Source organism: Amycolatopsis sp. YIM 10 (genome assembly GCF_009429145.1).
GTDB lineage: Bacteria > Actinomycetota > Actinomycetes > Mycobacteriales > Pseudonocardiaceae > Amycolatopsis.
The window spans coordinates 5324038-5347834 of the sequence record NZ_CP045480.1 but is presented as its reverse complement, the minus strand read 5'-3'; the positions used below and the strand labels follow the sequence as shown (position 1 = coordinate 5347834).

At 70.3% G+C, this 23797-nt stretch carries 23 protein-coding genes; 19 read left to right on the top strand and 4 right to left on the bottom strand.

The window, feature by feature from the left end:
* The first annotated feature begins 44 nt into the window (after nt 1-44).
* Genes glyA through YIM_RS25400 form a run of 6 tightly spaced genes read left to right on the top strand, consistent with a single transcriptional unit; the run spans nt 45 to nt 8696 of the window.
* On the top strand, nt 45-1346 hold the full coding sequence (gene glyA, locus YIM_RS25425; RefSeq protein WP_153032728.1) for a serine hydroxymethyltransferase: 1302 nt from the start codon (nt 45-47) through the stop codon (nt 1344-1346).
* Nucleotides 1343-2581, top strand: a complete 1239-nt coding sequence (locus YIM_RS25420) for a sarcosine oxidase subunit beta family protein (RefSeq protein ID WP_153032727.1) — start codon at nt 1343-1345, stop codon at nt 2579-2581. Before glyA ends, YIM_RS25420 begins: the two co-directional genes overlap by 4 nt.
* A gap of 14 nt (nt 2582-2595) precedes the next feature.
* Nucleotides 2596-2871 (top strand): sarcosine oxidase subunit delta, encoded by a 276-nt coding sequence (locus YIM_RS25415; RefSeq protein ID WP_153032726.1) that lies wholly within the window; start codon nt 2596-2598, stop codon nt 2869-2871.
* The gene (locus YIM_RS25410) at nt 2868-5642 is read left to right on the top strand and encodes a 2Fe-2S iron-sulfur cluster-binding protein (RefSeq protein ID WP_153032725.1); all 2775 of its coding nucleotides are present in this window, start codon (nt 2868-2870) and stop codon (nt 5640-5642) included. Before YIM_RS25415 ends, YIM_RS25410 begins: the two co-directional genes overlap by 4 nt.
* The gene (locus tag YIM_RS25405; RefSeq protein ID WP_153032724.1) at nt 5635-6234 is read left to right on the top strand and encodes a sarcosine oxidase subunit gamma; all 600 of its coding nucleotides are present in this window, start codon (nt 5635-5637) and stop codon (nt 6232-6234) included. The genes YIM_RS25410 and YIM_RS25405 overlap by 8 nt, the downstream gene beginning before the upstream one ends.
* Entirely contained in the window at nt 6231-8696 is a 2466-nt protein-coding gene (locus YIM_RS25400) for an FAD-dependent oxidoreductase (protein ID WP_153032723.1), read from the top strand. The genes YIM_RS25405 and YIM_RS25400 overlap by 4 nt, the downstream gene beginning before the upstream one ends.
* Before the next feature lie 26 nt (nt 8697-8722).
* Here the strand turns inward: YIM_RS25400 and YIM_RS25395 are convergent, their stop codons facing one another.
* Entirely contained in the window at nt 8723-9388 is a 666-nt protein-coding gene (locus YIM_RS25395; RefSeq protein ID WP_153032722.1) for a GntR family transcriptional regulator, read from the bottom strand.
* Nucleotides 9389-9441: 53 nt separating this feature from the next.
* On the opposite strand from YIM_RS25395, the gene YIM_RS25390 reads away from it, so the two are divergent.
* The 3 genes from YIM_RS25390 to YIM_RS25380 all read left to right on the top strand — a co-directional run bounded on the left by YIM_RS25390 (nt 9442) and on the right by YIM_RS25380 (nt 12105).
* Nucleotides 9442-10815 (top strand): L-serine ammonia-lyase, encoded by a 1374-nt coding sequence (locus YIM_RS25390; protein WP_153032721.1) that lies wholly within the window; start codon nt 9442-9444, stop codon nt 10813-10815.
* A 23-nt stretch (nt 10816-10838) separates the two neighbouring features.
* The gene (gene purU / locus YIM_RS25385; RefSeq protein WP_153032720.1) at nt 10839-11687 is read left to right on the top strand and encodes a formyltetrahydrofolate deformylase; all 849 of its coding nucleotides are present in this window, start codon (nt 10839-10841) and stop codon (nt 11685-11687) included.
* A gap of 235 nt (nt 11688-11922) precedes the next feature.
* A complete protein-coding gene (locus YIM_RS25380; protein ID WP_153032719.1) occupies nt 11923-12105 on the top strand; it encodes an antitoxin in 183 nt (60 codons plus the stop codon).
* 53 nt (nt 12106-12158) lie between these two features.
* On the opposite strand, the gene YIM_RS25375 is transcribed toward YIM_RS25380, so the two are convergent.
* Nucleotides 12159-13046: an oxidoreductase gene (locus YIM_RS25375; protein WP_153032718.1), complete on the bottom strand. Its 888-nt coding sequence runs from the start codon at nt 13044-13046 to the stop codon at nt 12159-12161.
* Nucleotides 13047-13125: 79 nt separating this feature from the next.
* Between YIM_RS25375 and YIM_RS25370 the strand changes: the two genes are divergently transcribed.
* Nucleotides 13126-13689, top strand: a complete 564-nt coding sequence (locus YIM_RS25370; protein ID WP_153032717.1) for a TetR/AcrR family transcriptional regulator — start codon at nt 13126-13128, stop codon at nt 13687-13689.
* On the opposite strand, the gene YIM_RS25365 is transcribed toward YIM_RS25370, so the two are convergent.
* Nucleotides 13673-14983, bottom strand: a complete 1311-nt coding sequence (locus tag YIM_RS25365) for a hypothetical protein (RefSeq protein ID WP_153032716.1) — start codon at nt 14981-14983, stop codon at nt 13673-13675. The genes YIM_RS25370 and YIM_RS25365 overlap by 17 nt on opposite strands.
* Nucleotides 14984-15127: 144 nt before the next feature.
* Between YIM_RS25365 and YIM_RS25360 the strand changes: the two genes are divergently transcribed.
* The 3 genes from YIM_RS25360 (at nt 15128) to YIM_RS25350 (ending at nt 16919) form a co-directional block, all read left to right on the top strand.
* On the top strand, nt 15128-15607 hold the full coding sequence (locus tag YIM_RS25360; protein ID WP_228004008.1) for a DinB family protein: 480 nt from the start codon (nt 15128-15130) through the stop codon (nt 15605-15607).
* Between the two features lie 62 nt (nt 15608-15669).
* On the top strand, nt 15670-16089 hold the full coding sequence (locus tag YIM_RS25355) for a helix-turn-helix domain-containing protein (RefSeq protein ID WP_153032714.1): 420 nt from the start codon (nt 15670-15672) through the stop codon (nt 16087-16089).
* A complete protein-coding gene (locus YIM_RS25350) occupies nt 16086-16919 on the top strand; it encodes an alpha/beta fold hydrolase (RefSeq protein WP_153032713.1) in 834 nt (277 codons plus the stop codon). The genes YIM_RS25355 and YIM_RS25350 overlap by 4 nt, the downstream gene beginning before the upstream one ends.
* Here the strand turns inward: YIM_RS25350 and YIM_RS25345 are convergent.
* On the bottom strand, nt 16876-17559 hold the full coding sequence (locus YIM_RS25345) for a haloacid dehalogenase type II (protein ID WP_153032712.1): 684 nt from the start codon (nt 17557-17559) through the stop codon (nt 16876-16878). The two genes, YIM_RS25350 and YIM_RS25345, sit on opposite strands and share 44 nt — an antisense overlap.
* A 32-nt stretch (nt 17560-17591) precedes the next feature.
* Between YIM_RS25345 and YIM_RS25340 the strand changes: the two genes are divergently transcribed.
* From YIM_RS25340 to YIM_RS25315, 6 genes are all read left to right on the top strand, one after another.
* The gene (locus tag YIM_RS25340; RefSeq protein ID WP_153037240.1) at nt 17592-18170 is read left to right on the top strand and encodes an ABATE domain-containing protein; all 579 of its coding nucleotides are present in this window, start codon (nt 17592-17594) and stop codon (nt 18168-18170) included.
* Nucleotides 18171-18227: 57 nt separating this feature from the next.
* Nucleotides 18228-19121 carry a LysR family transcriptional regulator gene (locus YIM_RS25335; RefSeq protein ID WP_153032711.1) on the top strand — a complete coding sequence of 298 codons (894 nt, stop codon included), beginning with the start codon at nt 18228-18230 and terminating at the stop codon, nt 19119-19121.
* 212 nt (nt 19122-19333) lie between these two features.
* Nucleotides 19334-21070, top strand: coding sequence for a glycoside hydrolase family 3 protein (locus tag YIM_RS25330; RefSeq protein WP_228005026.1), 1737 nt, complete (start codon nt 19334-19336; stop codon nt 21068-21070).
* 52 nt (nt 21071-21122) lie between these two features.
* Nucleotides 21123-22199 (top strand): right-handed parallel beta-helix repeat-containing protein, encoded by a 1077-nt coding sequence (locus tag YIM_RS25325; RefSeq protein WP_228004007.1) that lies wholly within the window; start codon nt 21123-21125, stop codon nt 22197-22199.
* A 12-nt stretch (nt 22200-22211) separates the two neighbouring features.
* A complete protein-coding gene (locus YIM_RS25320; RefSeq protein ID WP_153032709.1) occupies nt 22212-22568 on the top strand; it encodes an FtsX-like permease family protein in 357 nt (118 codons plus the stop codon).
* A gap of 49 nt (nt 22569-22617) precedes the next feature.
* Nucleotides 22618-23769, top strand: a complete 1152-nt coding sequence (locus YIM_RS25315; RefSeq protein ID WP_228004006.1) for a helix-turn-helix transcriptional regulator — start codon at nt 22618-22620, stop codon at nt 23767-23769.
* The last annotated feature ends 28 nt before the right edge of the window (nt 23770-23797 follow it).

The following is a 23797-nucleotide window of genomic DNA, read 5'->3' as shown; positions in this document are numbered from 1 at the left end:
GATATATCAGAACATCCGCTGAGATATGACAGGAGTGGGGCCGCATGTCCGTAACCGTTGACCGCCCAGGGACCCACGGTCCCGAACGGGTGCTCGGCCTGTCGCTGGCGGAGGCCGATCCGGAGGTCCACCGGGTGCTCGGCCGGGAGGTGGCCCGCCAGCGCGGCACGCTGGAGATGATCGCCTCGGAGAACTTCGCCCCGCTCAGCGTGCTCGAAGCGCAGGGCTCGGTGCTGACCAACAAGTACGCCGAGGGTTATCCCGGCCGCCGCTACTACGGCGGCTGCGAGCACGTCGACGTGCTGGAGCAGCTGGCGATCGACCGGGTGAAGGCGTTGTTCGGCGCGGAATTCGCCAACGTGCAACCGCATTCGGGGGCGCAGGCGAACTCGGCGGTGATGGCCGCCCTGCTCTCACCGGGTGACACCTTCCTCGGCCTCGATCTCGCACACGGCGGGCACCTGACCCACGGGATGCGGCTCACCTTCTCCGGCAAGTACTTCGACGCCGTGCCGTACCACGTGCGCGAGGACAACCACCTCGTGGACATGGACGAGGTGGCGCGGCTGGCCCGCGAGCGGCGGCCGAAGCTGATCGTGGCGGGCTGGTCCGCCTACCCGCGTCAGCTGGATTTCGCCGAATTCCGGCGGATCGCCGATGAAGTCGGTGCCTACCTGATGGTGGACATGGCGCATTTCGCCGGGCTGGTCGCCGCCGGGCTGCACCCGAACCCGGTGCCTTACGCGGACGTGGTCACCTCGACCACGCACAAGACGCTCGGCGGTCCGCGTGGCGGGGTGATCCTGGCGAGGCAGGAACTGGCGAAGAAGCTCAACTCCGGCGTGTTCCCGGGGCTGCAGGGCGGACCGCTGGAGCACGTGATCGCGGCCAAGGCGGTCGCGTTCAAGCTCGCCGCGGAGCCCGCGTTCCGGCTGCGGCAGGAGCGCACGCTCGCCGGGGCGAAGATCCTCGCCGACCGCCTGCTGGCCGAGGACGGCGTCGGGGTGGTCTCCGGCGGCACCGACGTCCACCTGGTGCTGGCCGACCTGCGTCACTCCGAAATGGACGGAAAGCAGGCCGAGGACCGGCTGCACCGCGTGGGCATCACGGTGAACCGCAACGCCGTGCCGTTCGACCCGAGGCCGCCGATGGTCGCTTCCGGCGTGCGCATCGGCACCCCGGCGCTGGCCGCCCGCGGTTTCGACGAGACCGACTTCACCGAGGTCGCCGACATCATCGCGCTCGCGCTGCGCCCCGGAACCGGTGAAGCCGAACTGGCCGCGCTGGCGGCCAGGGTCGAAGCGCTCGCCGACCGCCACCCCCTCTACCCGGAGCTGCCGGTATGAGCACCGAAACGAATCCGCCGGGCGCGGACCTGCCCGAGCACCCCGACTTCCTCTGGCACAACCCGGACCCGAAGAAGACCTACGACGTGGTGATCGTCGGTGGTGGCGGGCACGGGCTGGCCACCGCGCACTACTTGGTCAAGAACCACGGGATCACCAACGTGGCGGTGCTGGAGAAAGGCTGGCTGGCCGGCGGGAACATGGCCCGCAACACCACGCTGATCCGGTCGAACTACCTGTGGGACGAGTCCGCGGCGATCTACGAGCACTCGCTGAAGCTGTGGGAGGGCCTGGAGGACGACCTCGGTTACCCGATCCTGTTCTCCCAGCGCGGCGTGCTGAACCTGGCGCACACCGAACAGGACATCCGCGACTCGGTCCGCCGAGTGGAGGCCAACAAGCTCAACGGCATCGACGCGGAATGGCTGGGGCCGGAGGAGGTCAAGCGGATCTGCCCGATCATCAACATCTCCGAGGACATCCGGTACCCCGTCCAGGGCGCGACCTACCAGCCGCGCGCGGGCATCGCCAAGCACGACTACGTGGCCTGGGGCTTCGCCCGCCGCGCCGACGAGGCCGGGGTCGACCTGATCCAGGACTGCGAGGTCACCGGGTTCACTGTGGACGGTGACCGGGTGACCGGGGTGCGCACCAGCCGCGGTGACATCGGCTGCGGCACGGTCGCGTTGTGCGCGGCCGGGCACACCTCGGTACTGCTGGACCACCTCGGCGTGCGCGCACCCTTGCAGTCGCATCCGTTGCAGGCACTGGTTTCCGAGCTGCTGGAGCCGGTGCACCCGACCATCGTGATGTCCAACGCCGTGCACGTCTACGTCTCGCAGGCGCACAAGGGCGAACTGGTGATGGGCGCCGGGGTGGACTCCTACAACGGGTACGGGCAGCGCGGCGCCTTCCACATCATCGAACGGCAGATGGCGGCCGCGGTGGAGCTGTTCCCCGTCTTCGCCCGCGCGCACCTGCTCCGGTCGTGGGCGGGCATCGTCGACGTCACCCCGGACGCGAGCCCGATCATCGGGCACACGCCGTACGAGAACGTGTTTGTCAACGCCGGCTGGGGGACCGGCGGGTTCAAGGCGACCCCGGGCATCGGCTGGTGCTTCGCGCACACCATCGCCAACGGCGAGCCGCACCCGTACGTGGCGCCGTTCAGCCTGGACCGGTTCACCACCGGTGCGCTCGTCGACGAACACGGCGCCGCCGCCGTGGCCCACTGAACGGGAGGACAACCGTGCAACTGATCCACTGTCCATGGTGCGGCCCCCGCGAAGAGGTCGAGTTCCACTACGGCGGCCAGGCCGAGATCGCCTATCCCGAGCGCCCGGCCGAACTGTCCGATCAGGAATGGGCCGAGTACGTCTTCTACCGCGACAACCCGAAGGGCGCGTTCGCCGAGCGGTGGAGCCATTCCGCCGGGTGCCGCCGCTGGTTCACCGCCGTGCGGGACACACACACCTACCGGTTCTCCAGCACCGCGAAGCCGCGGCGGACGGGGGTGCGGGTATGAGCCGCGTCCACGGCTACGGTCGCGTCGATCGCGTTCGCGCGCTGTCGTTCACCTTCGACGGCCGCACCTACACCGGGCACCCCGGCGACACGCTCGCGTCGGCGCTGCTGGCCAACGGGGTGCACCTGGTCGGCTCCAGCGTCAAGCTCGGCCGTCCGCACGGCATCAGTGCCGCGTGGACCGAGGACGCGACCGCGCTGGTGCAGATCGAGCGGCCGTTCCCCGAGCCGATGCTCCAGGCCACCACCGTCGAACTGGTCGACGGCCTGGTGGCACGCGGGGTCAACGGGCAGGGACGCCTCGCCGACGCCGCCGATTCCGCGCGCTACGACCGCAAGCACACGCACACCGACACGCTTGTCATCGGCGCCGGTCCGGCCGGGCTGCTCGCCGCGCTCGGTGCGGCCCGCGCCGGTGAGGACGTGGTACTGGTCGACGATCGGCCCGCGGCGGGCGGGTCCCTGACCGGGACCGAGTCGATCGACGGCCGTCCCGCGCTGGAGTTCGTCGCTGAGGTGGTCGCCGAACTGGCGCGCCTCGGCGTGCGGCATCTCCAGCGCACCACCGCGTTCGGTCAGTACGACGACGGGTTCGTGCTCGCGCTGGAACGCCGGACCGACCACCTGGCCGCGCCGCCTTCGCACCGCAGTCGTCAGCGCGTGCACCGCATCCGCGCGCTGAAGGTCGTGGTCGCCACCGGTGCCCAGGAACGGCCGATCGTGTTCGAGGACAACGACCGTCCCGGCGTCATGCTGGCCGCCTCGGCACGCGACTACCTGCACCGCTACGGCGTGCTCGCCGGACGTGAGGTCGTGGTGTTCACCAGCGACGACGCCGCCTACGCCGCCGCGATCGATCTGGCCGGCGCCGGTGCGCGGGTGACCGTGCTCGACGTCCGCGACAATCCGCCGCGCGCCTGGGAAACCCGGGCCAACGAAGCCGGGATCGTGGTGCACCCGTCGTCCGTGGTCACCGGAACCGAGGGCTCACCGCGGGTGGAGGCCGTGCTCGCCAGGACCGCCGACGGTGGTGTGCGCCTGCCCGCCGACCTCCTGCTGGTCTCCGGTGGCTGGAACCCGGTGGTGCACCTGTTCAGCCACGTGCGCGGGGCGCTGGCCTACGACCCGTCGCTCGGTGCCTTCCGCCCGTCCGGTTCCCTGCCCGGGGTCACCGTGATCGGCGCGGCCAACGGCACCCTGGACCTGGCCGGGGTGTTGCGCGAGGGGGCAGGCCCGGACGCACCGGCCGCCGGTCCGGAACCGGCCCGCACACCGACCGAGGTGGTGTGGCGCACCGACGGTGACCCGGACCGCCAGTTCGTCGACATCCAGCGCGACGCCACGGTGAGCGACGTCGGCCGCGCGGTGGGCGCCGGGCTGCGCTCGGTGGAGCACGTCAAGCGGTACACCACCATCGGGACCGCGCACGACCAGGGCAAAACATCCGGCGTGATCGCCTCGGGCATCACCGCGGAACTGCTCGGCGTGGGCATCGAGGACCTCGGCACCACCACGTTCCGGCCGCCCTACACCCCGGTGGCGTTCGCCGCGCTGGCCGGGCGTTCCCAGGGCAGCCTGTTCGACCCCGAGCGCACCACGCCGCTGCACGACTGGCACGTCGAGGCGGGCGCGGTGTTCGAGGACGTCGGGCAGTGGAAACGGCCGCGGTACTACCCGCGTGCCGGTGAGGACATGGACGCCGCCGTGCTGCGTGAATGCGCGGCGACCCGGTCGGGCGCCGGCATGCTCGACGGCTCGACGCTCGGCAAGATCGACGTGCAGGGCCCGGACGCCGGAATCCTGCTCGATCGCTTGTACACCAACATGATGAGCACGCTGAAGGTCGGCCGCGTCCGGTACGGGGTGATGTGCGGCAACGACGGCATGGTGCTCGACGACGGGACCGTGCTGCGGATCGACGAGAACCGCTACCTGCTCACCACGACCACGGGCGGAGCGGCCACCGTGCTCGACTGGATGGAGGAGTGGCTCCAGACGGAGTGGCCGGAACTTCGGGTGCACCTGACCTCGGTGACCGAGCAGTGGTCGGTGTTCCCGGTGGTCGGCCCGCGTTCGCGGGACGTGGTCGGTGCGGTGTTCGCCGATCTCGACGTGGCCAACGAGGCGTTCCCGTTCATGTCCTGGCGTGACACCACGCTCGACGGCGTGCCGGTGCGTGTCGCCCGGATCTCCTTCTCCGGTGAGCTGGCCTACGAGGTCAACGTGAACTCCTGGTACGCGCCCGCGCTGTGGCGGCGGCTGCTCGCGGCGGGGGAGAAGTTCGGAATCACCCCGTACGGCACCGAAACCATGCACGTGCTGCGCGCGGAGAAGGGCTACCCGATCATCGGGCAGGACACCGACGGCACGGTCACGCCGCAGGACCTCGGTATGAGCTGGGCGGTGTCGAAGAAGAAGGAGGACTTCGTCGGCAAGCGCTCGTTCTCGCGGCCGGAAAACCAGAACCCGCAGCGCAAGCAGTTCGTCTCGCTGCTGCCGACCGACGGCCGCACGAAGCTGCCGGAAGGCTCGCAGATCGTCGAACTGCGTGAAGACGGCAAGCTGCCGCCTCCGCCGGTACCGATGCTCGGGCACGTCACCTCCAGCTACCACAGCGCGGAACTCGCGCGCCCGTTCGCGCTCGCGCTGGTGAAGAACGGCCGCGCCCGCATCGGCGACGTGGTCCACGTGCCGGTGGGCGGCGCGCTCGTGCCCGCGCTGATCGGCGAAACCGTGCTGGTCGACCCGGAAGGAGCCCGCCGCGATGGCTGACACCCTGTACCGCACGCACCCGCTGGAAAACCGGCGCGCGGCACTGGCCGGGCTGCCCGGCGGGCTCACCGCGTACCCGGAACCCGAGTGCGCGGCCGTGGACCTGCGGGTCGATCCGGCCGGGCCGGGCGCCGAAGCCGTCGGCCGCGCACTCGGCACCGCGTTGCCGGTCGAGCCGAACACCTGGACCCACACCACCGACGGGCAGCTGATCTGGCTGGGCCCGGACGAATGGCTGGTCACCAGCTCGACCGCGCTCCCGGAGCAGTTCGAGCAGGAGCTGGGCTGGGTGGTCTCGGCATTCGACGGCGCGGCCGTCGACGTTTCCGCGCAGCGCACCAGCATCCGTCTGCGCGGGGCGCAGGCCAGGGAACTGCTCTCGCTGGGCTGCTCGATCGACCTGCGCCCGACGGCGTTCGGCCAGGGCGCCTGCGCGCAGACCCACCTCGGCCAGACCGGCGTGCTGCTGCTGGCGCTCGGCGCCGACGACTTCCGGCTGTTCGTCCGCCAGTCCTTCGCCGCGTACCTCGCGGACTGGCTGGTCGACGCGGCCGTGGAATTCCAGGACTTTCCGGAAGGAGACCGGACATGAGCACTCCCCGCGTTGTCGTCATCGGAGCCGGGATCGTCGGTGCCAACCTGGCCGACGAACTCACCGAGCGCGGCTGGGACCAGGTCACCGTGCTCGACCAGGGCCCGCTGCCGCTCACCGGCGGCTCCACCTCGCACGCGCCCGGTCTCGTCTACCAGACCAACGCCTCGAAGACGATGACCCAGTTCGCCGCGTACACCGTGGAAAAGCTGCTGGGCCTCGATGTTGATGGTGCATGGTGCTTCAACCAGGTCGGCGGCCTGGAGGTGGCGACCACCCCCGAACGGCTGGCCGATCTGCACCGCAAGCAGGGCTGGGCGCTGTCCTGGGGCGTACCGGCCGAGGTGATCGACCCGGACCGGTGCGCTGAGCTGCATCCGTTGCTGGACAAGGAAAAGGTGCTCGGCGCGCTGCACACGCCGACCGACGGCCTGGCCAAGGCATCGCGTGCGGTGGTGGCGCTGGCCGCTCGCGCCGAGGCGCGCGGGGCGGTGTTCCGCGGTTCGACCCGGGTCACCGACGTGCTTCAGCAGGGTGGCCGGGTCACCGGAGTGCGCACCGACGCCGGGGACGAGATCCCGGCCGACATCGTGGTGTCCTGCGCCGGGTTCTGGGGCCGCGCGGTCGGTGAGCTGGTCGGCATGAAGGTGCCGCTGCTGCCGCTGGCCCACCAGTACGCCCGCACCGGGCAGCTCCCGGAACTGGTCGGCCGCAACGACGAGGTGATCGAGGCGCGCCTGCCGATCCTGCGGCACCAGGACCACGACCTGTACTACCGCGAGCACAACGACTGCCTCGGCATCGGCACCTACGCCCACCGGCCGATGCCCGCCCGGCTGGCCGACCTGCCGGAGGTGGAAACTCTCAGCGAGCAGGCCATGCCGTCGATGCTGCCGTTCACCGAGGAAGACTTCGCGCCGTCCTGGGAGCACAGCAGGCAGCTGCTGCCCGCGTTGCGCGACGCCAAGGTGGAAACCGGGTTCAACGGGATCTTCTCGTTCACCCCGGACAACGGCCCGCTGATCGGGGAATCACCGGATGTGGCCGGGTTCTGGATCGCCGAGGCGGTGTGGGTGACGCACTCCTCGGGCGTGGCCAAGGCGGTCGCGCAGCTGCTCGTCGACGGCCGTAGCGAGGTCGAACTGCACGGCTGCGACGTCAACCGGTTCGACGAACTCCAGACCACCGACGCCTACGTGGACGAGACCGCGCAGCGCAACTTCGTGGAGATCTACGACGTGCTGCATCCGTTGCAGCCCAAGCTTTCCCCGCGCGAAGTGAAGGTGAGCCCGTTCTACGCACAGCAGAAGGAACTGGGCGCGTTCTTCCTCGAAGCGCACACCTGGGAGCGGCCGCACTGGTACGAGGCCAACGCCCGGCTGGTCAAGGAACTGCCGCCGGAGTGGCAGCCGCCGTCGCGGGACGCGTGGTCGGCGATGTTCCACTCGCCGATCGCCGCGGCCGAGGCGTGGAAGACGCGCACCGCGGTCGCGCTGTACGACATGACCCCGCTCAAGCGGATCGAGGTCGCCGGTCCGGGCGCGACGGACTTCCTGCAGCGGCTGACCACCGGAAAGATGGACAAGTCGGTCGGGTCGGTGACCTACACCCTGCTGCTCGACCAGGCGGGCGGTGTCCGCTCCGACCTGACCGTGGCCCGCCTCGACGAGAACCTGTTCCAGGTCGGCGCGAACGGCAATCTCGACCTGGACTACCTCCGGCGCCAAGCCCCGGACGACACCAGCGTGCAGATCCGCGACATCACCGGCGGCACCTGCTGTGCCGGTGTGTGGGGTCCGCTGGCCAGGGACCTGGTGCAACCACTGGCAGACGAGGACTTCTCGCACGAGGCACTGAAGTACTTCCGCCTCAAGCGGGCGCACATCGCCGGCATCCCGGTGATCGCGATGCGACTGTCCTATGTGGGCGAACTGGGCTGGGAGATCTACACCGGCGCCGAATACGGCAGGCGGCTGTGGGACGTGCTGCGGGAGGCCGGGCAGCCGCTCGGTGTCATCGCCGGTGGCCGCGCCGCCTTCAACAGCCTGCGCCTGGAGAAGGGTTACCGGGCGTGGGGCACCGACATGACCACCGAGCACAACCCGTACGAAGCCGGTCTCGGGTTCGCGGTGAACAAGAAGAAGACCGGCTACGTCGGCCACGAGGCGATCGCCGGGCTGGAGCACGAGACCCCGGCGCGGCGGCTGACCTGCCTCACCGTCGACGACGGCCGCAGCGTGGTGCTCGGGCACGAGCCCGTTTTCCTGGACGGGGAGCCGGCCGGGTACGTCACCTCGGCCGCCTTCGGGCACACGATCGGCAAGCCGATCGCCTACGCCTGGCTGCCGTCGTCGGCGGTGGAAGGCACCTCGGTGGAGATCCAGTACTTCGGGCGGAAGGTGCGCGCCACCGTCACCGCCGAACCGCTGGTCGACCCGGAAATGCACCGCATCCGCCGATGAAGGGAACCCACGCCCGGTCCGGGCGCTCAGATGATCGCCCGGATCGCCTTCTCGAAGCCGGTGACGTGGTCGCGGGCCAGCCGCGCGGCCTTCTCGCCCTCACCGGCGGCGATCGCTTCGAGCAGGGCGACGTGCTCGCCGATGTGCGGGTCGAAGTGGGTGAGCCGGTCGAGGAACAGGCAGAAGATCCTGGTGGCGAGATTGTTGTAGCGCACCAGCGTGTCTTCGAGGTGCGGATTGCCCGCGGCGCGGTAGATCGCGCGGTGCACCCGCATGTCCCAGTGCATCAGCTCGTCGCGCGCCATGGTGCGCACGTCGTTGGTGCGAATCGTCTCGGCGAGTTCGGCCAGCTTGCCGCGCATCGCCGCGCCGGAGCCCTCGGCGGCGCGGCGGGCGGCCAGCGGCTCCAGCTGCACGCGGATCTCGGAGATGTAGGCGAGGTCGGTGATGTCCACGCCGGTGGCGAAGGTGCCGCGCCGGGGGTACGAGATCACCAGCCGGTCGACCTCCAGCCGTTTGAGCGCTTCCCGGACCGGCGTGCGGCCGATGCCGAGGGACTCGGCCACCGCGACGTCGTCGATCGGGGCCATGGGCGGGATCTCGAGCATGATCAGCCGGTCGGTGAGCGCGGCGTAGGCGCGGTCGGCCAGCGAGGTGGGCGGCCGCTCGAGGTCGTCTGGGGCGATGGTCACCGCCCCATCGTACGCACTATTGGCCGCAGATTGATATATGAGTCGGAGCGCCGATGACCATCTCCGTGTTCGACCTGTTCAAGGTCGGGATCGGGCCGTCGAGTTCGCATACCGTCGGCCCGATGCGGGCCGCCTACCTGTTCGTCACCCGGTTGCGGGAGACCGGGCTGCTCGGCCGCACGGCCGGGGTCCGCTGCGAGCTGTTCGGCTCGCTCGGCGCCACCGGGCACGGCCACGGCAGCGTCAAGGCCGTGGTGCTCGGGCTCGCGGGGGAGCAGCCCCACCTGGTCGACCCGGTGGCCGCCGACCCGGCCGTGGCCGCCGTGCGGGCCGAGGGGCGCATCCAGCTCGGTGGCAAGCACGAGATCGCCTTCGACGCCGACGACGACGTGGTGCTGCACCGGCGCAGGCGACTCGACTTCCACAGCAACGGCATGGTGTTCACCGCCCGGGACGGCACCGGCGCCGAACTCGACCGGCGTGAGTACTACTCGGTCGGCGGCGGTTTCGTGCTCGACGAGGTCGAAACCGGGCGGCCCGTGCTGACCGAGGACCCCACGCCGGTCCGCTACCCGTTCACCACCGGCGACGAACTGCTCGCGCTGACCGCGTCGACCGGGTTGCGGATCAGCGACATCATGCTCGCCAACGAACGCTCGTGGCGCGGTGAACCGGAGATCCGCGCCGGGCTGCTGCACATCTGGGCGGTCATGCGCGAATGCGTCGACCGCGGCACGCGCACCGGGGGCACGCTGCCCGGCGGGCTCAGGGTCCGCCGCCGCGCCGCCGCACTGCGCGAGCGGCTGGAGTCCGGTGTGGACGAACCGGACCCGTTGCACGCCATGGAATGGGTCACCCTGTTCGCGCTGGCGGTGAACGAGGAGAACGCCGCGGGCGGCCGGGTGGTCACCGCGCCGACGAACGGCGCCGCCGGCATCGTGCCCGCCGTGCTGCACTACGGCGCCCGGTTCCTGCCGCGCTTCGGCGACGAGGACGTGGTGCGCTTCCTGCTCACCGCCGGCGCGATCGGCCTGCTGTTCAAGGAGAACGCCTCCATCTCGGGGGCCGAGGTCGGCTGTCAGGGCGAGGTGGGCTCGGCGTGCTCGATGGCGGCGGGCGGGCTGGCCGAGATCCTCGGCGGCTCACCGGCACAGGTGGAGAACGCCGCCGAGATCGGCATCGAGCACAACCTGGGCCTGACCTGCGATCCGGTCGGCGGACTGGTGCAGATCCCGTGCATCGAGCGCAACGCGGTGGCCTCGATCAAGGCGATCACCGCGGCGCGGATGGCCGTCCGCGGCGACGGTGCGCACCACGTGTCGCTGGACAAGGCGATCAAGACCATGCGCGAGACCGGCGCGGACATGAAGGACAAGTACAAGGAGACCGCCCGCGGCGGGCTGGCGCTCAACATCGTCGAATGCTGAAGTCGAATGCTGGAGGAGACCCCGTGAGCGACACCTTCACCCTCACCCTGAGCTGCCCCAACCGCACCGGCATCGTGCGCGCGGTCAGCGGCTACCTGTTCGAGCTGGGGTGCGACATCGGCGAGCACCGGCAGTTCGACGACAACGTGCGCGACCGGCTGTTCATGCGCACCCAGGCCACCGCGCCCGCGGGTGCCGACCTCGACCGGATCGCGGCCGGTTTCGAGCCGGTGGCCACCGAGTTCGGCATGACCTACGAGTTCAGTCCTGAGCGCAACGCCCGCATCCTGGTGATGGTGTCGAAGCTGGGGCACTGCCTCAACGACCTGATCTTCCGCTGGCGGGCGGGCAGTCTGGGCGCCGACATCGTGGCCGTGGTGTCCAACCACGAGGACCTGCGCCCGATGGCCGAGTCGGCGGGCCTGCCGTTCGTGCACATCCCGGTCACCCCGGAGACGAAGGAGACGGCCGAGGCGCGCCTGCTCCGCCTGGTCGACGACTACGAGATCGAGCTGGTGGTGCTGGCGCGGTACATGCAGATCCTGTCCGACGCCACCAGCAAGGCCCTGCACGGGCGCGCGATCAACATCCACCACTCGTTCCTGCCCGGGTTCAAGGGGGCCAAGCCCTACCACCAGGCGTACGACCGGGGCGTGAAACTGGTCGGCGCCACCGCGCACTACGTCACGTCCGATTTGGACGAAGGCCCGATCATCGAGCAGGAGGTGATCCGGATCGACCACACGCACGACCCGCGCGCTCTGCAGACCGTCGGCCGGGACGCCGAGGCGCTGGCCCTCTCCCGCGCGGTCCGCTGGCACTGCGAACGCCGGGTCCTGCTCAACGGCCACAGCACAGTGGTGTTTCCCTGACCGCGGCGACTTCCCGCAGCACACCGAGGAACGCTTCGGCCGCCGGTGAGCGGTGATTCTCCCGCGTGGCCACCGCGGGCCGTTTCGTGGCCGGGAAACCGCTCGTGGGGCGTCACGGATCGCGGGGGTTCACTCTATCCGGGGTTGTCGGCGGAAGACGGTTTGAGATCGACTTCGCCGCGGCTAACCCGTACCGATCGGCCGGGACGAACCGGCCGCGTGCGGAGGAGAAAGAATGAGTCTGTTCGACAAGGCGAAGGAAGCCATCGGCAAGAATCCCGACAAGGCCGAGCAGGGCATCGACAAGGCCGCGGACGCCGCGAAGTCGAAGTTCGGCGACCACGCCGACAAGGTGGACCAGGCCTCGGACAAGGCGAAGGACTACCTGCGCAAGGACAACAACCCCGAGGGGCCTTGATCGTCGAGCGGGGCCGGGTGTGTGTGACCACGCACCCGGCCCGCGGCGCGGTCCTACCGAGCCGCCCTGCTGATGGGATAGGTGACGCCCGTGAGTTCCTCCGAGACCGCCCACAGGCGTTGCTGCAGTTCGACATCGTGCGCCCGGCTGCTCGCCGCGACCAGGCCCGGGAAGCCGCCGATCTCGAACAGGCCGGTGGGTCCGAAGTAGTCACCACCCCCGGCGCCGGGATCGGTGGCCGCGCGCAGGGTGGGCAGCGCGCCCATTGCCGGTGTCCGGCCGAAGAGGCGCGCGATCAGCAGGTTCGGCACCCGGAAGAACGGTGACGAGTACCGGAAGACCTCGGTACTGGCGCCACCGGGATGCGCGGCGACGGCGATCGTGTCCGTGCCGTCCAGCCGTCGCTGAAGTGCGTTGGTGAACAGCAGGTTCGCCAGTTTCGACCGCGCGTAGGCACCACCGCCGGCCTGCGGGTCGCCGGGGTCGAAGCGCCCGAAGCGATGGCCGATGCTGCTGACCGTCACCACCCGCGAGCCGGGCGCGGCCAGCAGCAGGTCGAGCAGCCGTCCGGTGAGCGCGAAGTGGCCGAGGTGGTTGACCCCGAACTGGATCTCGAAGCCGTCCTCGGTGCGTCCGGACAGACCGGTCACGCCCGCGTTGTTCACCAGCAGGTCGACACGCCCGTGCCGGTCGCGGATCTCGTCGGCCGCCGCGTGCACCGAGGCGAGTGACGCCAGGTCCAGCCGCACCACCTCGGTGGCGCCGCCGATCCGCTCGGCTGCCGCCCGCGCCTTGTCCGCGTTCCGGCAGGCCAGCACCACCGAAGCACCGCGTGCCGCCAGTGCTCTGGCCGTCTCGAAACCGATGCCGGTGTTGGCGCCGGTGATCACCACGATCCGGCCTCGCTGGCCGGGGATGTCCGTTTCGGTCCACTTGCCCATGCGTTGCTCCTAACCTGAACCAGTCGTTCATGTTGTATCATGAACCGGTCGTTCAGGTTTGTCGCGAAGAGGTGGGCACGTGGCCGGACGGGGAGGGCTGCGCGCGGACGCCGCCCGCAATCGGGAGGCGATCCTCGGCGCCGCACGCGCTTTGATCGCTGACCGCGGCACGGACGTGGGTATGGACCAGATCGCGGCCGCGGCCGAGGTGGCGGTCGGCACGCTCTACCGGCACTTCCCGACCAAGAACGATCTGGTCGCGGCGATCGTGGCCGAACTCGGTGACGCGATCGCGGAGACGCTCGACTCCGCGCTCGCCAGGATCGGGGACGGGTGGAGCACCGCGCTGGACGAGATCGTCGCCCTGCTGCAGCGGGTGGTGGTGACCATGGGTCAGGAGCGCCTGCTGCGTGATGCCCTCGCGCCCGCTGACGCGGACGCGCTGCACGCCGTTCAGAAGCGCGCCAAGCAAGTCCTGGAGCGCTTGGTCGCCGACGCCCACCGGGACCGGACTCTGCGCCCGGACGTGACCGCGGACGACATCGCCCTGCTGCTGTCGACCTCACCCGGCGCCGAAATTCCCCGCTCCGCCAGGGAACGCTGGGTGGAATTGGCGCGACGCGCCCTCATCGCGGCGGACTGAGGGCCGCCGGGCGCAGGGCGAGGACAACGAGCAAGCCGCCCGCGAGCAGGATGGCGGCGATCGTCGCCGGGTATGTGCCGTGCGCTGCCGCGTCGTCTTTCCAGCGCAGCAAGGAGAAGTACGCGAAGAGGTGCACCACGCCGAGGCCGAGCGGGACCACCGGGCCCGCCAGGACGGCGGGTGCCAGCGAGCGTGCGGCCAGCGTCTCGGCGAGGAAGCCGAACGCGCCCGCGGCCGCGGTGGTGCCGATCAGCAGCAACGCCACGCTGAGCACGTTGAAGAAGTCGTTGTAGTCGGCGGGACCGTCGGTGAGCAGCAGCGCGTAGATCAGCGCGAGACCGGCGACCACCGGCCCGATGCCGCCGAGCGCAAGCCAGGCGCGCAGGCGGGAGAACGCGACGAAGTATCCGGCGACCGTGCTCAGCACCGCCGCTCCCGTCACGATCCACACCAGGTCGTCGCCTCGGGGCACGTTGCCGAGCAAGGTGGCGAACGCACCCAGTATCAGCGCCGCGGTGGTGGCGCACAGGAAACCGCGCAGGCCGAAGAATCCGGCGGTGATCAGGCCGATCGCGAGGAACACGAGTCCGAGGTGCAGGCTGTGGTCGCCGAAGGTCGCTTCGGGCAGCTGACCGCGGGCCGGTGGGGCGGGGCGCCACAGCAGTCCGATCAGCGGGGTGGCCGCCGCGAGGCCGGCGATCAGCGTGATTCGCAGGTCCGGCACGGGAATCGGCTGCACGTCGCGCTGGATCGCCACGGCGGCCGCGGCCCCGGCGACAACGATCACCACGAGGTAGATGATCGGGCCGCCGATCCAGGACTCGGGATAGCCGACGGTGATCAGCCCGGAGCGGACCGGTGCCCCGACGAGCTGACCCACCATCGCCGCCCCGGCGATCGCCGCCCCGGTCCGTGGGCGGCCGTTGTGCCACAGCGCCATCGCGCCGCCGAGAATGCCGACGGTCAGCAGTGGCGTCGAGGCGAGCGCGAGCACGCTCAGCACGCCGACGGTCCGGCCGATGCCGAGCCAGAACAACGGGAGCGGAACCGCGCACACCGCGCCGGCGAGCAACAACAGGGGCCACGAGCGCCCGGGTGCCTTCCGCCAGAGCAGAAGCGCGATCGCGGGCACGGCAAGCAAGATGAAGTCGGCGGGCCCCGGCGCGAACAGGAGTGGGGTAGCGCTCCGGGCCTGCTCGAACGCGGCCGTCAACGTACCGCCGTTCAGGAAGACCAGTCCCAGGCACGCCGTGGCGCACACCCCGAGCACAGTTGTCGAACGCGTCCCGGCCATCTCGATTCCCCTCGATCGTTGGTCGCGGACTGTGACAGACCGACCTTTCACCGCACTTTCCCGAGGGTGTATAACGACCTATTCAGCGCCGCTTTGAGTCATTTGACGTGCGGTATGGCCGAAACCCCCGAACCAAAACCCGCGATGACGGATCCGCAGGAGCTGCTGCTGGCGTACCTGGACCACAACCAAGAGGTCATCCTGCGCAAACTCGACGGCCTGTCCGAGGTGGAACTGCGACGCAGCCGTCTGCCGTCGGGATGGACGCCGCTGGGTCTGCTCAAGCACCTCGCCTGCACCGAGCGGTTCTGGATTCGGTTCGTCTTCGCCGGTGAGGACGTGGACTTCTCCTGGCCGGGCACCGCGGAGCAGGAATGGCAGGTCGCGCCGGACGAGACCGCCGCCGGGACAGCGGCCTTCTTTCTTGCCGAGCGGGAGCACTGCCGCCAGGTGGCCGCTGCCGGGTCACGGGATCGCCTGGCCGCCCGTCAGATTGGCCAGGAACCCTGTCGGGCGCGTCCGTCGCTCGCCTGGGTGTTGTTCCACCTGCTGGAGAGCTTCGCCCGTCACGCCGGTCATCTCGATGTGGTGCGTGAGTTGGCGGATGGCACGACCGGGAAGTAGAACTCCCTATCTGTCCCTAAAAGCAAGAGCGTACGGAAGGATAGGGATGTTAACGTAACGACATGGTCAACGAGCTCTACTCCACCGAGGAGGTCGCCGAGCGTCTCGGGCTGCATGTGCGCACCGTCCGCGCCTACGTCCGAGACGGGCGCCTGCGCGCGGTTCGCATCGGCAAGCAGTACCGCATCCCGCGCGAGGACCTCGAGGCGTTCATCGGCGCGCCGGTGGAGGAGCCGGCCGCGGTCCGGCGGCAGCGCTACGTCGACGCGTCGAGCGTCGTCGAGATCGACGTGGTCAGTCCGGAGACGGCCCACCGCATCAGCACGATGCTCACCGCCGTGCGCAGCGAGCCCGGTGACCCGCCGCTGCGCACGGAAACCGTCTACGACGAGGAAAGGGCACGGATGAAGGTCATCATCGTCGGCGGGCTAGCCGACACCCGGAAGCTGCTCGACTGCCTCCAGGTGGTGCTCGAGTCATGATCTTCAAAACCGAGGCGGGGCAACGCCGGATCATGCGCCGCTACGAGGAAATCCTGGCGAGCTGGCCCGTTCCGGCCGAGCGCCACCAGGTGCCGTCGACGGCGGGGGAGACGTTCGTCCTGGTGAGCGGTCCCGAGGACGCGCCGCCGCTGGTGCTGCTCCACGGTTCCGGTTCGAATGCGGCCATGTGGGCGGGTGACGTCGAGTCCTGGGCGAAGCGCTTCCGCGTGTACGCGATCGACATGATCGGGGAACCCGGGCTCTCCGCACCTTCCCGCCCGCCGCTGGACTCGGCGGCGTACGCGGACTGGCTGGACGACGTCCTGGACCACTTCGGACTCGACAGCGTCGCGATCGTCGGCGCCTCGCTCGGCGGCTGGCTGGGGCTCGACTACGCGACCCGGCGATCGCGGCGGGTGGAGCGGCTGGCCCTGCTGTGCCCCGGCGGCGTCGGCCGACAGAAGTACGGCTTCCTGTTCAAGGTCGCGCTGTACCGGCCGTTCGGCCAATGGGGGATGCGCCGGTCGATCAAGGCGGTCGCGGGCGTCGATCCCCGCGCCACCCCGGAGGTCGCGGACTACCTGACGCTGATGTTCACGCACTTCCTGCCCCGCCGGGACCGGCTTCCCCTGTTCTCCGACGAGGCACTGCGCGGGCTGACCATGCCGGTGCGGGTGATCGTCGGCGAGCGCGACGCGATGTTCGACTCGCGGGACACCGCCCGTCGCATCGGCCGGACCGTTCCGCACGCGGAAGTGACCGTGCTGCCCGGCGTCGCGCACTCCATCATCGGCCAGACGGAGCCGATTCTGGAATTCCTGACGCGGTGACCAATTCGCCGAGGCCGCCGAAGTACCCGTCGAACGCGTCGGTGCCCGCCGGTGGATCCCCGACCGGCCGCTCGACGTAAGCGGTCCGCATGCCCGCCGCTTGGGCTCCGCGCAGGTCCCAGGCGTGCGTGGCCACCATGAGCACGCGTTCCGGCGGGTAGCCGGCGGTGTCGATGGCGAGCCGGTAGACCTCCGGCGCCGGCTTGTACGCCTGAACGGTTTCGCCGGACAAGGCGGCGTGCCAGCGAAGCCCGGCGTGTGCGCTGATCCGCAGCAGGGCCCGGCGCCCGGCGTTGGACAGGCCGATCACGGGGAACCGCCGCGCGAGCCGGTCGAGACCCGCGACGGAATCGGGCCAGGGTGGCAGTTTCTGTCCCGCGGTCGCGAGCCGGGCGATGGCCGCCGGGTCGGTGAGCCCGGCACGGGCGGCGACCACTTCGGCGGCCTCGCGGTCGATCACCTCGGAGTTGACATAGGGGCGCAGCCCGTCCGCGATGCGTTGCTGCTCGGTCTCGACGTGCTGCTGCCACAAGGTGACCAGTTCGCCATCGGGCAACGCGGCGCGAAGGCCGCCGGGCTCGTCGACCAGCGTGCCGAGGACGTCGAAAACGACCACCTCGATGTCGTGGATCTCCATCATGCCTGCTCCCGTCACCGGTTCAACTGGTGACGATGTTGCCAGCCGTGGCCGTCACCGGTCAAGATGGTGACGTGGACTTCGCCTTCGTGAGCGGCAACCCGGCGCTCGACCTGGCCGGGACCGTGGGTTCTCGCCGGGACACGCCGGTCGACACCTTGACCACGCCCGCCGATCTCGAACGCTGGGTGACGGGCTGCGACGAGCTGCCCGACAACATCACCGCCGACACCGCGACTTTCGAGCACGCGCTGTCACTGCGGGAAGCGCTCTACCGGCTGGCACTGGACCGCGTACTGGACCGGCCCTTCGATCCGGCGAGCCTCAAGATCGTCAACCGCGCGGCGGCCGGGCCCATGCCCGCGGTCGAACTGAGCGATGCGGGCGTCCGGCGATCCGGAGACCTGCGTGCCGCGCTTTCGCAGGTGGCCCGCAGCGGCATCGCCTTGTTCGCCGATCGCGACGCGTGCCTCAAGGAATGCGGCCGGGAGGGCTGCACCCGCATTTACCTCGACCGTTCACGCGGCGCCCGGCGCACCTGGTGCGGGATGGACGAGTGCGGCAACCGCGTCAAGGCCGCCGCCTACCGCGCCCGGCAGCGGGCCGCGCGCTGACGCCGGCTCTTCCGCGCCACGCAACTTGAACAACCGGCGGTTGCTTACGATGCAACAATGCCGGAGCAACTGGACCTGAACCTGCTGCGCGTGTTCGACGCGCTCCTCCAGGACAGCAGCGTGACCGCGGCGGCCGAGCGCCTCCACCTGTCCATTCCGGCGACCAGCCGGGCGCTGGGCAGGCTGCGGCGGGCGATGGGCGATCCGATCCTGGTGCGCGCGGGCCGGGGCATGGCGCCGACGCCGTTCGCGCTGCGGACCGCGCCGCGGGTGCGGTCGCTGCTCGACGAAGCGGTGGCCCTGATCAGCGCGGACCGGGAAATCACCCCCGCCGAACTCGAACGCACTTTCACGATCCGGATCAACGACGGTGTGGCCGCGACGCTGGCGACGGCCGCTGTCGAAGCCACGGCCGCGCGAGCGCCCGGTGTGGTTCTGCGTTTTGTCACCGAGGGCAGCGAAACCGCCGAGGCGCTGCGCGACGGCTCGGTGGATCTGGACATCGGTGCGGGTGACGTGGCCGCGCCCGACATCAGGAGTGTTTCGCTGTACCGCGAGCGCGTGGTCGGCATCGTTCGCGCGGACAGTCCATTGGGCCGTCATCGTCGTCCGTCGCTGGCGCAGTTGTGCAAATATCCCCACGTTTCGGCGTCGCGGCGCGGGCGTGCCCGCGGTCCGCTCGACGAGGCGCTCGCCGCGGCCGGTCTCCAGCGCCAGGTCGCCGCCGTGGTGCCCACCTCGGCGGTGGCCGCGTTCCTGGTGGCGTCGAGCCAGTACGTCGGGCTCGTTCCGCAGCGCCTCGCCGAGCAGTTCGGTGAGGCGCTGGGCATTCGCTGGTTCCCGATCGCCGCCGAACTGCCGGAGATCGACGTGCGGCTGCTCTGGCATGCGCGGCTCGACGCCGATCCGGCCCACCGCTGGCTCCGCGACACCCTCCGCGACGCGCTGTGACCCTCCACAGTGGACACTGATGGTAGTCAGCACACGGACGATTGACTCGACCGGGTGACTGTTATAGCTTTTCGAGGTCCGGGATTGGACTAGACCAGTCCATGCGGCTCCTTCGACGGGAAGAGGTCATCGTGCCGAAAGGGCATGTGAGCAGTCGTTCCAAGGGGATAAGAGCACTCACGCTTTCCTGCGCCGGCCTGCTGGGGGCCACCATGCTCGCCGCGGCTGGGCCCGCGAGCGCGGCCGGGGCGCGGAGCGAGGCCGCGCAGGCGGAGAAGGCCCTGCGCGGCCTGACGCTGGAGCAGAAGATCGGCCAGTTGTTCGTGGTGACCGTCTACGGCAAGTCCGCGAACGACGCGCACCCGATGAACCAGCAGATGTACGGCGTGGCCACGCCCGCCGAGGTCGTGCGCGAGCACCAGGTCGGCGGGGTCATCTACTTCAACAACGACGACGCCGACAACGTGGACGATCCGGCGCAGCTGGCCCGGTTCTCCAACGGCCTGCAGCGCGCGGCGCTGTCGTCGGGCGCGCACATCCCGCTGATCACCTCGATCGACCAGGAAGGCGGCCAGACCACCAGGATCAGCGCGCCCGCCACCGAGTACCCGAGCAGTATGGCGCTGGGCGCGACCAGGTCGGCCGAGAACGCCGGGAAGATCGCCGCGATCAACGCCCGCGAGCTGCGCGCGATGGGCGTCAACCAGAACTTCGCCCCGGTCGCGGACGTCAACTCGAACCCGCTCAACCCGGTGATCGGCACCAGGTCGTTCTCCTCGGACCCGGGACTGGCCGGCGAGCTGGTGGCCGCCGAGGTGCACGGGTACCAGGATTCGGGCAAGCGGACCGAAACCGTGTCGACCTCGGCCAAGCACTTCCCGGGACACGGTGACGCGGCCACCGACAGCCACACCGGGCTCCCGATCATCAACCGGTCCGAGGCCGACTGGCGCAAGATCGACCTGCCGCCGTTCCAGGCGGCGATGGCCGAGGGCGCGGACTCGATCATGAGCGCGCACATCTCGATGCCCAGCCTCGACCCGTCGGGCGCGCCGGCGACGCTGTCCAAGCCCATCATGACCGGGCTGCTGCGCGAGGAACTCGGTTATGACGGCGTGGTCGTCACCGACGCGCTGCGCATGGACGCGATCCGCAAGCTGTACCCGGACGCCGAAGCTCCGGTGCTGGCCATCGAGGCCGGTGTGGACCAGATGCTGCTGCCGCCGGACTTCACCGCCGCGGTCAAGGGTGTTTCGGACGCGGTGGCGAGCGGCAGGCTGACCGAGGAGCGCATCGACCAAAGCGTGCTGCGAGTGCTCAAGCTCAAGGCCAAGCGTGGCATCCTGGCGAAGCCGCTGGTCGACGAGCGGGCCGTGGGCAAGATCGTCGGCAGCAAGAAGCACCGCGAGGCGGTCGCCAGGATCACCGACCAGGCGACCACGGTGCTGCGCAACGACGCCGGGCTGCTGCCGCTGAAGAAGCCGGGCAAGGTGCTGGTCGCCGGCTGGAACAAGGCCGACTTCCCCGGCTACCCGGCGGATCCGGTCACCTCGCTGGCCAAGGAATTGCACGGCACCGCCCGGCCGACCGGGGAGAACCCCGGCGAGGCCGACATCGCCGGTGCGGTCGAGGCGGCGAAGGGCGCGGACACGGTGGTCGTGCTGGCCAACGGCCTGCGGACCAGCCCGGCGCAGGTCTCGCTGCTGAAGAGCCTGCAGGCGACCGGGAAGCCGGTGGTCGCGGTGTCGTTGCAGGAACCGTACGACCCGGCCTTCGCCGACGCGCCGACCTGGGTGGCCACCTACGACTGGCGCGACGTGTCGATGTCGACGCTGGCCAAGGTCCTGCGGGGCAAGCTTTCCCCGTCGGGCGAGCTGCCGGTGGACATCCCGGCGGCGGACGACCCGGCGAAGATCCTCTTCCCGTTCGGGCACGGCCTGACCTGGTGAGCTGAGCGCGATAGCCTCCAGGGAAATCCGAATCACTTCCCTGGAGGCGGTCGTGCGCCGGCTGACGCTCGTGCTGTGCCTTGCCCTGACCATGGTGGCCTTTCCCGCCGCGACCAGCTCGCCCGCCGAGGCCGAGCAAGTCGTGGTGGCGTGTGCGGACAACACCACCGACGACGAGAAGCTGAACACCGCCATCGCCGCGACTTCTCCTGGCGACGAAGTGGTTTTCGAAGGTAGGTGCCTGATCGACGGCACCATCAGGCTGCTCGGCGAGCGCGCGTACCGCGGGCATTCCCGTGCGGGAACGGTGATCCGGCAGGCGGCGGGCGCGAACCTGCCCGCGATGCTGGCCAGCGACTCCTACCTGGACAACGTGCCGTACACCGGGCTGCCGGTCACCGTGGAATCCGTTTCCCTCGACGGAAACCGGGCGGCGAACCCGGCCGCCGGGGACGCGCTGGTGCTGCGGTCGTGGCAGTCCGTCGTGGAGGATGTGGAGATCTTCGGTGCCAATCGGCACGGCCTCCGGCTGACCAATCTGTCGGCGAACGGCACCGCACTGCAGAACACCCAGGTCAACGGCCGGATCGTGGGCAACCACGTGGCCGAGTCCGGCGGGCGCGGCATTTTTGTCGAGGACACCGGGAACTCGGTCACCGACTGGCAGCTGCTGGACAACTGGATCGCCGACTCCGGCTCCGACGGCATCGCACTGGACAACACCGCGGGCTGGATGGTGCAGCGCAACCACGTCTACGGCGTCGGCGGCACGGCCATCGCCGCGCAGCGCCTGTTCGCCAGCACGGTTTCGGACAACTACATCGAGGACTTCGCCACCGCCGGTCTCCAGGCCTCCTTGCAGGGTGACGCGGCGTCCACCATCGCGAACAACCGCATCTTCCGGTTCAACGGCGGTGGCGGCACGTTCCTGTCGCTGGGGGTCAACTACGGCACCGGGAACGCGACCGTGACCGGCAACGCCATCCGCGGCGGCGGCACCGGTATCGGCTTGGACTACCAGCTCGGCGGTGGTATCGCAGGTCAGCTGGCGTCCACCGGGAACCTGGTCACCGGCGTCACGACGCCCCGGCGGGTGGCTGCCGGGGTCACCGTGACCGCGGGACTCTGACCTCAGCACCGAGTGTCCACTTCGGGCAGTCACTGGTCGCTGAAGTTCTGGTTAACCGAACCGGGTAGTAGCGCGTCGCCGGCTTCGAGCGGGCGCTGCGGACGCCGCCGTGAGTTCGCCCTGCTGCGCCTGGTCGGCACGGACCGGCGGCAGGTGAGCGCCATGATGCGCACCGAGGCCTTCGTGGTCATCGTGATCGCCACGGTGATCGGCTCGATGCTGGCCGTGCCACCACTGGTCGGGGTGAGCCTGGGGCTGAGCGAGCGGGCCGATCCGTACCCGGCCGGTCGTGGCGCTCGGCATGCGGGAGTGACGCGCCCTCTTTTCGCGCCGGTTCCGGCGACGGCGAAAAGACGAGCCTTCCGATGAGCGGGTGATTCGCCTGTTGCGCGGGCTCGTTGATCTCCACGAGCGTACGGTGCTGGTGGCGACCGCCGATCCGGCGGTGGCCGCCACCGCCGACGTGGTCGTGTTCCTCGGCGAAGGCCGGTTGGTCGACGCCGTGAGCGCCCCATCGGCCGAGCTGATCGAGGGCTGTCAGGACCAGCCGCACTGTCCTGACGGCTCGTGCGCGAAGGGGGAGCGCGTGCTGCTGCGAATCGTGTTCGAGCGCGAAGATCTGCAACGGGTCCGCATCGCACCGGGGCCGGATCCGATGTGGGAGACCGTGCTGAGCCTGCACTGCGCGCGGGAGCAGCCGAGGACCGCGAGGCTGGCCGCCTGGCGTTCGCGGGCCAGGAAGCGGGTTCGCGAGGCCGAGGGGGCCCGCCGCTGGCTGAGCACGATGTTCGCCCTGGTGCCCCAGTACGGCCCGTTCCCGGACTTTCTCACCCCAGGTGACCGGATCACCGACCTGGCCGCCGGCTGCGAAGCCCTCGCCTGCACGCCACGCGCGGCTCTGCGCGCCGACGTCGCCGCGGTGTTCGCCGATCGCCAGGCCCCCGGCTGGGCCGGTGACCTCGCCGCCGGGCGCCTCGAACAGGTGCAGGCGGTGACCGAGGCGACGCGCCGGGCCCACGACCTGCTGGTGGCGCCGCACTGGCCCGATCTCGCCGGCGCGGTGTCCGCCGATCGTGCCCGCCGGGCGGACACGCTGACCACCGCGGGCGTCGGCAGCATGCTCGCCGGTCTGCCCGGGGTGGTCGGCTGGGACGGCGGCGAACTGCTGATGCGTTACCCGGTCGACCGCACGGTGCACCTGTCGGGCCGCGGGCTGACCCTGGTGCCGTCCTACTTCTGCGCCGACCGCCCGGTCACCCTGATGGACCCCGACCGGGTGCCGGTGCTGGTCTACCGCGCGGCCGGCGAGGCACCGCCGGAACGCGCGGTGTCCCCGGAGCTGGTCAAACTGCTCGGGCGCACCCGCGCGGAGTGCCTCGGCGCGGTGGACGTCCCGCGCAGCACGAGCGAACTGGCCGAACTGCTCGGCACCTCGGTCAGCGCGGCGAGCAAGCAGGCCACCGTGCTCCGCGAAGCCGGGCTGCTGCGCAGCGAGCGCGATGGCGCGTCGGTGGTGCACAGCCTCACCCCGCTCGGCGCCGGACTGCTGGACGGGCAGTACTTCCGCTGAGCTTCCGGTGATCGAAACCGATGTTTTC

Bases quoted from the DNA above. Each gene is read 5' to 3' on its own strand.
- glyA (WP_153032728.1), top strand. From the start codon at position 45: ATGTCCGTAACCGTTGACCGCCCAGGGACCCACGGTCCCGAACGGGTG.
- YIM_RS25380 (WP_153032719.1), top strand. From the start codon at position 11,923: ATGAGTCTGTTCGACAAGGCGAAGGAAGCCATCGGCAAGAATCCCGAC.
- YIM_RS25335 (WP_153032711.1), top strand. From the start codon at position 18,228: ATGCCGGAGCAACTGGACCTGAACCTGCTGCGCGTGTTCGACGCGCTC.
- YIM_RS25365 (WP_153032716.1), bottom strand. From the start codon at position 14,983: ATGGCCGGGACGCGTTCGACAACTGTGCTCGGGGTGTGCGCCACGGCG.
- YIM_RS25345 (WP_153032712.1), bottom strand. From the start codon at position 17,559: ATGATGGAGATCCACGACATCGAGGTGGTCGTTTTCGACGTCCTCGGC.
- YIM_RS25350 (WP_153032713.1), top strand. From the start codon at position 16,086: ATGATCTTCAAAACCGAGGCGGGGCAACGCCGGATCATGCGCCGCTAC.
- YIM_RS25375 (WP_153032718.1), bottom strand. From the start codon at position 13,046: ATGGGCAAGTGGACCGAAACGGACATCCCCGGCCAGCGAGGCCGGATC.
- YIM_RS25420 (WP_153032727.1), top strand. From the start codon at position 1,343: ATGAGCACCGAAACGAATCCGCCGGGCGCGGACCTGCCCGAGCACCCC.
- YIM_RS25340 (WP_153037240.1), top strand. From the start codon at position 17,592: ATGTTGCCAGCCGTGGCCGTCACCGGTCAAGATGGTGACGTGGACTTC.
- YIM_RS25405 (WP_153032724.1), top strand. From the start codon at position 5,635: ATGGCTGACACCCTGTACCGCACGCACCCGCTGGAAAACCGGCGCGCG.
- YIM_RS25355 (WP_153032714.1), top strand. From the start codon at position 15,670: ATGGTCAACGAGCTCTACTCCACCGAGGAGGTCGCCGAGCGTCTCGGG.
- YIM_RS25410 (WP_153032725.1), top strand. From the start codon at position 2,868: ATGAGCCGCGTCCACGGCTACGGTCGCGTCGATCGCGTTCGCGCGCTG.
- YIM_RS25390 (WP_153032721.1), top strand. From the start codon at position 9,442: ATGACCATCTCCGTGTTCGACCTGTTCAAGGTCGGGATCGGGCCGTCG.
- YIM_RS25330 (WP_228005026.1), top strand. From the start codon at position 19,334: ATGCTCGCCGCGGCTGGGCCCGCGAGCGCGGCCGGGGCGCGGAGCGAG.
- YIM_RS25360 (WP_228004008.1), top strand. From the start codon at position 15,128: ATGACGGATCCGCAGGAGCTGCTGCTGGCGTACCTGGACCACAACCAA.
- YIM_RS25400 (WP_153032723.1), top strand. From the start codon at position 6,231: ATGAGCACTCCCCGCGTTGTCGTCATCGGAGCCGGGATCGTCGGTGCC.